1 protein-coding gene is annotated in these 8796 nt (G+C 70.0%); it reads right to left on the bottom strand.

The features are described 5' to 3' along the window. A partial coding sequence (locus AB0D99_RS35365) for an amino acid adenylation domain-containing protein (RefSeq protein ID WP_362372255.1) occupies positions 1-8796 on the bottom strand: 8796 nt, incomplete at its 3' end.

Genomic DNA, 8796 nt, shown 5'->3' with positions numbered 1-8796 from the left:
CCCGGCCTTCCACACGGCGAGCATCGACACGACCGCATCGACCCCACGCGGCAGACACAAGCCCACCACCGACTCCGCACCCACCCCCTGACCGATCAGATAACCGGCCAGCCGGTGAGCACGAGCATCCAGCTCCGCATACGAGAGCGACTCACCGTCCCCGACGACCGCCACCGCATCCGGAGTCCGCGCCACCTGAGCCGCGAACAGCTCCGGCACCACCACCGACCCCAGATCCACAACCGTGTCGTTCCACTCCACCAACACACGACGCCGCTCATCCTCACCGAGGACCTGGAGAGCACTCAGCCGCGTACGGGTATCCGCGACCAGCAGTCCGAGTGCACGAACCAGTCGCTCCCCCAGGCCCTCGACCGTCGTCCGGTCGAAGAGGTCAGCCGCCGCGACCACCTGGCCCCGGACGCCGGCAGGTGCGCCCTGCTCGTCGTATGTCTCGGTGAGCCGGAACTCGACGTCGAACTTCGCCACGGCACTGTCCGAGAACCTGCCACGCCCTTCGACCCCGGGGAGGTCGAGGGTGGCCTCGGCGTTGTTCTGGAGGTCCAACTGCACCTGGAACAACGGGTGTCGAGCCATGGATCGCGACGGTGCAAGCTCCTCCACCAGCCGCTCGAACGGCACCTCCTGGTGCGCCAGAGCCGACAGGCTGGCCTCCCGCACCCGCCCCAGAACCTCGCGGAACATCGGGTCCCCCGACAGATCCGTACGTATGACCAGGGTGTTGATGAAGAAGCCGACCAGATCATCCAGAGCTTCGTCCGTGCGGCCCGCGTTCGCCGAACCGATCGGAATGTCGGTACCGGCCCCCAGCCGCGACAGCAGCATCGCCAGCGCCGCCTGGAGGACCATGAAGGGAGTCACGCCCTCGGCGCGGGCCACCTCCACGAGTCGCGCATGTACCCCGGTCGGGATCTCCACGGGCACGCGGATTCCGAGGTGGGACGCGACGGCAGGCCGCGACCTGTCGAAGGGCAACGCCAGCTCTTCAGGGACGTCGGCCAGCGCCTCCCGCCAGTAAGCCATCTGAGTGGCGATCACGCTTTCGGGGTCCGACTCGTCGCCGAGGAGTTCGCGCTGCCAGAGCGCGTAGTCGGCGTACTGAACCGGCAGCGGCTCCCACTCCGGGGCGCTGCCCGCGCTCCGTGCCGCGTAGGCCGTGGACAGGTCCCGCGCCAGCGGGGCCGTCGACCAGCCGTCGCCCGCGATGTGGTGGAGAACCACGACCAGCACGCGCTCGTCGGGTCCGGCCTCGAACAGCGTGGCCCGGATCGGCGCCTCGGCCGCGAGGTCGAAGGCATGTGCCTCCGCTTCCGCGACGACGGCGTCGAGCTTGCCGCGCGCCACCTCGACGACGCCCATCTTCCAGTGGAGGTCGGCACGTTCCATGACCTGCTGGTACGGCTCACCGCTCTCGGTCGTCCGGAAGACGGTCCGCAGCACCTCGTGCCGCTCGATCACATCGCGGAACGCGAGGCCGAGCGCATCGCGGTCGACGTCGTGCGCCATCCGCAGGGCGAACGGGATGTTGTACGCCGAGCCGGGACCCTCCAACTGGTCGATGAACCAGAGGCGTTGCTGGGCGAAGGAGAGCGGTACCCGTTCCGGCCGTTCACCGGGCGTGAGCGCCGGCCGCGCCCGCCCGGCTGCGGTCACACCGCCGGCGAGTCCGGCGACCGTCGGGGTCTCGAACAGGGCTCGCAGCGGGACCTCCACCCCCAGGAGGGTGCGCACTCTGCTGATCAGACGAACGGCGAGGAGTGAGTGACCGCCCAGCTCGAAGAAGTCGTCGTCGACGCCCACCTCCGCAAGGCCCAGAACCTCGGCGAAGGCTCCGCACAGCAGCTCTTCCCGCAGCGTGACCGGAACCCGCGTGCCGCTGCCGCTCAGGTACTCGGGGGCGGGCAGGGCGTTGCGGTCGAGCTTGCCGTTGGCGTTCAGCGGCAGCGCGTCCAGGACGACGATCGCCGACGGAACCATGTACCCCGGAAGCCGGTCGCCGGCCTGCGCGATCAGGATGCGCGGCAGCTCCTCGGCGCTGCCGTCCGCGGCCGGTACGACGTACGCGACCAGGCGCTTGTCCCCCGGGGTGTCCTCGCGAGCCACCACGGCGGCCTGGGCCACCAGGGGATGCTCGGCGATCGCGGACTGCACTTCGCCCAGCTCGATGCGGAAGCCACGGACCTTGACCTGGTCATCGGCCCGGCCGACGTATTCGATCTGTCCGTCCCGCGTCCACCGCACGATGTCACCCGTGCGGTAGAGACGGCCGCCCGTGCTGGAGAACGGGTCGGCGACGAACCGCTCGCCCGTCAGCTCGGGACGCCCGAGGTAGCCCCGAGCCACACCGGCACCCGCGACATACAGCTCACCCGAGACACCCGCAGGAACGGGAGACAGAGCGCCGTCGAGGACGTGCACGCGGGCGTTGGCCACAGGGCGGCCGACGACGACCTCCGTCGAGCCGGACAGCCGAGCGATCGTGGTGTCGACGGTCGCCTCGGTCGGACCGTAGAAGTTGAAGCCCTCCACCCCGTCCAGCGACCGCAGCCGCTCCCACAGACCCGCCGGAACTGCCTCACCGCCCACAGCGATACGCGACGGATGACGCGCCCCCTCGAACAGGCCCTCGTCCACGAGCACCTGCAGATACGAGGGCGTGACCTCGGCGAAGTCGACACACGACGCACGCATCCACGCCACCAGACGCCCCGCGTCCAGCCACGTCTCCCCGTCCACCACGTGCAGCTCATGGCCCGTGAACACGGCCGCCAGTTGGTCCCAGGAGGCGTCGAAGGACACCGACGTCGTCAATGCGACCCGCAGCGGCGCCCCGTCCGTGGCGAACACGGTCCGCCCGTGCCCCTCACACAGGCTCACCGCACCACCGTGTGTGACCACCACACCCTTGGGGCGGCCCGTCGAACCGGAGGTGTAGATCACGTACGCGGGATGCCCGGGCAGCACCACCACATCCAGCGCGCTGTCATCAAGACCCGCCGACTCCGTCACTGTGTCCGCGTCGTCCAGGAGAACCACAGCCGCGTCGGTCGCAGCCAGCACGTCGGAGGTCCTGGTCGAGGCGACCACCACGGCCGGCGTCGCATCGCCCACCATGTAGGCGATCCGGTCGGCCGGATAGTCCGGGTCGAGCGGCAGATAGGCGCCACCGGCCTTCAGGACCGCCAGCAGCGCGACGATCAGATCGGCACCCCGCTCCAGGCACACACCCACCACCGACTCGGCACCGACACCGCGAGCCCGAAGCAGCCGTGCCAGACGATTCGCCCGCGCGTCCAGCTCCGCGTACGACAGCGACACCTCGCCCGCCACCACCGCAACCGCCTCCGGCGCACGCGCCACCTGCGCCGCGAACAGCTCCGGCAGCGAACCAGCCACCACCGGAACAGCCGTCTCGTTCCACTCCGCCAGAACACGCCGCTCGCCCTCGTCCAGGACATCCAGCGCACTCAGCGACAGCCCCGGGTCGGCGGTCAGCAGCTCCAGCACCCGCACCCAACGAGCCACAAGACCCTCGGCGGTCTCCACGTCGAAGAGATCCGCGGACGCCACCACCGAACCACGCAGCCCCGCCGGCACACCCGCCTCGTCGAACACCTCCGACACCGAGGCGTCGAGATCGAACTTCGCCACCGACGCGCCGGCCGCGACGCCGCCGATCCGCACGCCTTGCAGGTCGAGGACGGCCTCGGCGTTGTTCTGCACCTGGAGCATCACCTGGAACAGGGGGTGCCGGGCCATGGACCGGCTCGGCGCCAGCTCCTCGACAAGCCGCTCGAACGGCACGTCCTGGTGGGCGAACGCGGACAGGCTCGTCTCACGGACGCGGGCAAGGACATCACGGAAGGTCGGGTCGCCCGACACGTCCGTACGCAGTACGAGGGAGTTGATGAAGAAGCCGACCAGGTCGTCCAGCGCCTCGTCCGTACGCCCCGCGTTCGCCGAGCCGATCGGGATGTCGGTCCCCGCCCCCAGCTTCGAGAGCAGCATCGCCAGCGCGGCCTGCAGCACCATGAACGTGGTCACACCCTCGGCGCGCGCCACCTCGACGAGCCGCCCGTGCACCTCCGCCGGAACGGACATCGCGACGTCATGACCCCGGTGCGACGGCACAGCCGGCCGCACCCGGTCCGTCGGCAGCTCCAGCTCCTCGGGGGCGCCCTCCAGCGCGGACCGCCAGTACGCGACCTGACGAGAGATCAGACTGCCGTCGTCGCTCTCCTCGCCCAGCAGCTCCCGCTGCCACAGCGCGTAATCCGCGTACTGGACCGGCAGCGACTCCCACGCGGGGGCCTCACCCTGCCTGCGCGCCGCGTACGCGGCCGACAGGTCACGCGCCAGCGGGCGCTTCGACCAACCGTCGCTGGCGATGTGGTGCATCGTCACGACGAGCACCCGCTCGTCGGCTCCGGAGTCGAACAGCCAGGCGCGGAAGGGGATGTCGACCGCGAGGTCGAAGGCATGGCCGGCCGCCACCGCGATCGCGCCCGGCAGCTCCTCCGGCGCCACCTCGATCAGGGGCAGGCTCCATTCGAGTTCGTCGGTGCCGATGATCCGCTGGTACGGCTCGCCGTCGGCTACCCCGAAGACGGTCCGCAGCACCTCGTGCCGCCCGATCACATCGCGCAGCGCTGCTTCCAGGGCCTCCCGGTCCACGTCGCCGGCGAGACGCAGGGTCACCGGGACGTTGTAGGCCGCGTTCGGTCCCTCCAGCTGGCCGATGAACCACAGGCGGCGCTGGGCGAAGGAGAGCGGGATCAGCTCCGGGCGATCACCGGCCGTCAGAGCCAGCCGCGCCTCTGCGGCTCCCGCCACCTGCTCGGCGAGGCCCGCGACCGTGGGTGCTTCGAAAAGCGCCCGGATCTCGACCTCGACACCCAGGACCGCACGGATCCGGCTGACCAGACGCACCGCGAGGAGGGAATGCCCGCCCAGCTCGAAGAAGTCGTCGTCGACACCCACCTCGGCAAGACCGAGAACCTCCGCGAACGCCATGCACAGGATCTCCTCCTGCAGCGTGGCAGCCCGCCGCCCACCAGAGACGAGAGACGAGGAGTAGTCGGGTGCGGGCAGGGCCTTACGGTCCAGCTTCCCGTTGCCGGTCAGCGGCAGAACGTCCAGGACCACGACCGCCGACGGCACCATGTGCTCCGGCAGCCGTTGGGCGGCGAACTGCCGCACCGACGCCGAGAGTTCGTCGCCGCCCTCATACCGGTCGTTGGGAACCACGTAGGCGACAAGCCTGCGATCACCCGCGACATCCTCACGAGCGACCACAGCAGCCTGATCCACCGACGGATGCCCCGTCAGCACACCCTGCACCTCACCCGGCTCGATCCGGTAGCCGCGGATCTTGACCTGGTCGTCGGCCCGGCCGGCGAACACCATCTGCCCGTCAGCCGTCCACTTCGCCCGGTCACCCGTCCGATACATCCGCCCACCCGGCTCGAACGGATTCGCCACGAACCGCTCAGCCGAAAGCCCCGCTCGCCCCACATAACCGCGCGCCAGCCCGGCACCGGACACGTACAGCTCACCCACCACACCCGGAACCACCGGCTTCAGATGCTGATCAAGCACAAAGAAGCGGGTGTTGGCGATCGGAGAACCAACCGGAACCACACCACCGGCGACCCCATCAGCGGTGAGCCGCGCCGTAGCCACACCGATCGTGGTCTCGGTCGGCCCGTAATGGTTGTGGACCTCACGCTCGCCGGCAGCGGCGATCAGCTCCCGCAGCCAGACCGGCGAGGCGGCCTCACCACCCAGCACCAGCGACCCCGCCGGCAGCACACCTTCCACCCCACCGGCCGCCGACAGCGCGGCCAGGTGCGAAGGAACGGCCTTGAAGTGATCGATCCGATGCTCGGCAAGGTATGCCTCAACCGCCTGCGGGTCGGTGACCGCATCCTCATCGAGAACATGCAGCTCACCACCGCTCGCAAGACTCGCGAAGACCACCGTGTTGCCGAGGTCCGTCGCCTGCGCCTGCAACAGCGCATACCGGGCGCCGGGCTCACCGAACCCGACGCGCTCCGGGACCGAGTCCACATAGTTCGCCAGACCACCGTGTGTGACCGCCACGCCCTTGGGCTGACCCGTCGAACCCGACGTATAGATCACATACGCGAGAGACTCCGACGCCACACTCCGCCCAGGACGCTCCACCGACGCCGCCGCCAGCTGCATCTCCACGAACGAGTCGTCGATCGCCACCAGCCGCGAACGCCCCGCCGGCAGCTCATCCAGGATCTCCTCGGTCGTCAGCGCAAGCGCCGCCCGACTGTCCCGCAGCATGTACGCGATCCGGTCCGTCGGCTGCGCAGGATCGATCGGCAGATAGCCCGCCCCCGCCTTCCACACCCCGAGAATCGCCGCGATCATGTCCACACCACGGGGCAGACACAGACCCACCACCGACTCCGCACCGATCCCCTGACCCATCAGGAAGTGCGCGATCCGGTTCGCCCGCGCCTCCAACTCCCCGTACGAGACACCGGAACCATCCGACACGATCGCCACCGCATCCGGCGCCACCGTGGCCCTCGCCTCGAACAGCTCGTGCACGAGCCCCGCCGGAGCGTCCGACGCCGTGTCGTTCCAGCCGACCAGCACCCGATGACGCTCGTCCTCGCCCAGCAGCTCCACGGTGCTGAGGCGTCGGCCCGGGTCGCGGGACAGGAGATTCAGGAGTGCGGTCATGGCGTCGGCGATCCTGCCCGCCCATGGGGCGTCGAACAGGTCGGCGGCGACGGTGACAGAGCCGCCGAGGCCGGCCGGGGTGCCGTCGGTGTCGAAGGCTTCGGCGACCATGACGTCCAGGTCGAACTTGACCGCCGTACGACCCGAAGCCGCCTCGTCGCCCGCGGCGGGTGCCGCGCCCGTCCGTACTCCGGGCAGGTCGAGCACGGCGTCGATCGTGTTCTGGAGGGTGAGGACGGTCTGGAAGAGCGGGTGCCGGGCCATCGAGCGGGCCGGGGCCAGCTCCTCCACCAGTTTCTCGAACGGCACATCCTGGTGGGCCATCGCCGCCAGGCTCTTCTCACGCACGTGGTCGAGGACTTCGCGGAAGGTCGGGTCACCGGACAGGTCCGCACGGACGACCAGGGTGTTGATGAAGAAGCCGATGAGGTCGTCCAGCGCCTCGTCCGTCCGGCCCGCGTTCGCCGAGCCGATCGGGATGTCGGTCCCCGCCCCCAGCTTCGAGAGCAGCATCGCCAGCGCGGCCTGCAGCACCATGAACGTGGTCACACCCTCGGCGCGCGCCACCTCGACGAGCCGCCCGTGCACCTCGGCGGGGACGTTCAGCGGAACGCTGTGGCCCAGGTGGGAGGCGACCGTCGGGCGTGGCCGGTCGAAAGGCAGGTCGAGCTCGACCGGGGCGTCGGCGAGGGCCTGGCGCCAGTAGGCGACCTGGCCGGAGATCAGACTGTCCGCGTCCCGTTCGTCCCCGAGCAGCTCGCGCTGCCAGAGCGCGTAGTCCGCGTATTGGACCGGCAGCGGCTCCCACGCGGGTGCCCGGCCCTCGCGGCGCGCCGCGTAGGCGACCGAGACGTCCCGGGCGAGCGGTCCCATGGACCAGCCGTCACCGGCGATGTGGTGGACGACGACCACGAGCACCTGCTCGTCGGGGCCGGCGTCGAACAGCCAGGTGCGGATGGGTGCCTCGACCGAGAGGTCGAAGGCGTACTTCTCGGCCTCCCCGATCGCGGCGGCCAGGTCGGCCGGGGCCACCTCTGCGACCGACAGCTCCCAGGCCAGGTCCTCCAGGTCCAGAATCCGCTGGTAGGGCTCACCGTCCGCGACGTCGAAGACGGTACGCAGGACTTCGTGCCTCCCGATGACGTCACGCAGGGCCGCGCCGAGCGCGTCGCGGTCGACGCCGCCCGACAGGCGCAGGGCCACCGGCACGTTGTAGGTGGCGCTCGGGCCCTCCAGCTGGCCGATGAACCACAGGCGGCGCTGGGCGAACGAGAGGGGGATCCGCTCCGGGCGCTCGCCGGCGGTGAGCGCGGAGCGTGCGGTCACGGCGCCGGCGATGCGGCCGGCGAGAGCGGCGACGGTGGGGGCCTCGAAGAGGGTCCGCAGGGGAACTTCGACGCCGAGGACCGAACGGATGCGGCTGATCAGCCGGACGGCGAGGAGGGAGTGCCCGCCGAGGGCGAAGAAGTCGTGGTCGACGCCCACTTCCTCCAGCCCGAGGACCTGTGCGAAGACGCCGCAGAGCAGTTCCTCCTGGAGTGTGGTGGGGTTTCGGCTGTCGGTGGTGGCGTACTCGGGTGCCGGCAGTGCCTGGTGATCGAGCTTGCCGTTCACCGTCAACGGCAGCGCATCCAGAACCACCACCGCCGACGGAACCATGTACCCCGGAAGCCGACCAGCCGCAAACTCCCGCACACGACCCGCAAGACCGACAACCGACTCCCCGTCCGCCACCACATAAGCAACCAGACGCGGATCCCCCACAACCTCCTCACGCACCACCACAGCCGCCTGCCCCACACCCGGACAACCCGCCACCACCGACCGAACCTCACCCGGCTCGATACGGAACCCACGGATCTTCACCTGCTCATCCGCACGCCCCACGAAAACCAGCTCACCACCAGCCGTCCACCGCACCACATCACCCGTGCGATAAAGCCGACCCCCACCCGACGAGAACCGATCAGCCACAAACCGCTCAGCAGTCAGCCCAGCCCGCCCCACATACCCACGCGCCAGCTGCACACCACCCACATACAACTCACCAGCCAC

Source organism: Streptomyces sp. NPDC047971 (genome assembly GCF_040653355.1).
Lineage (GTDB): Bacteria > Actinomycetota > Actinomycetes > Streptomycetales > Streptomycetaceae > Streptomyces.
Note: the sequence above shows the minus strand (reverse complement) of the source record. Positions and strands in the feature narration are given on the sequence as shown.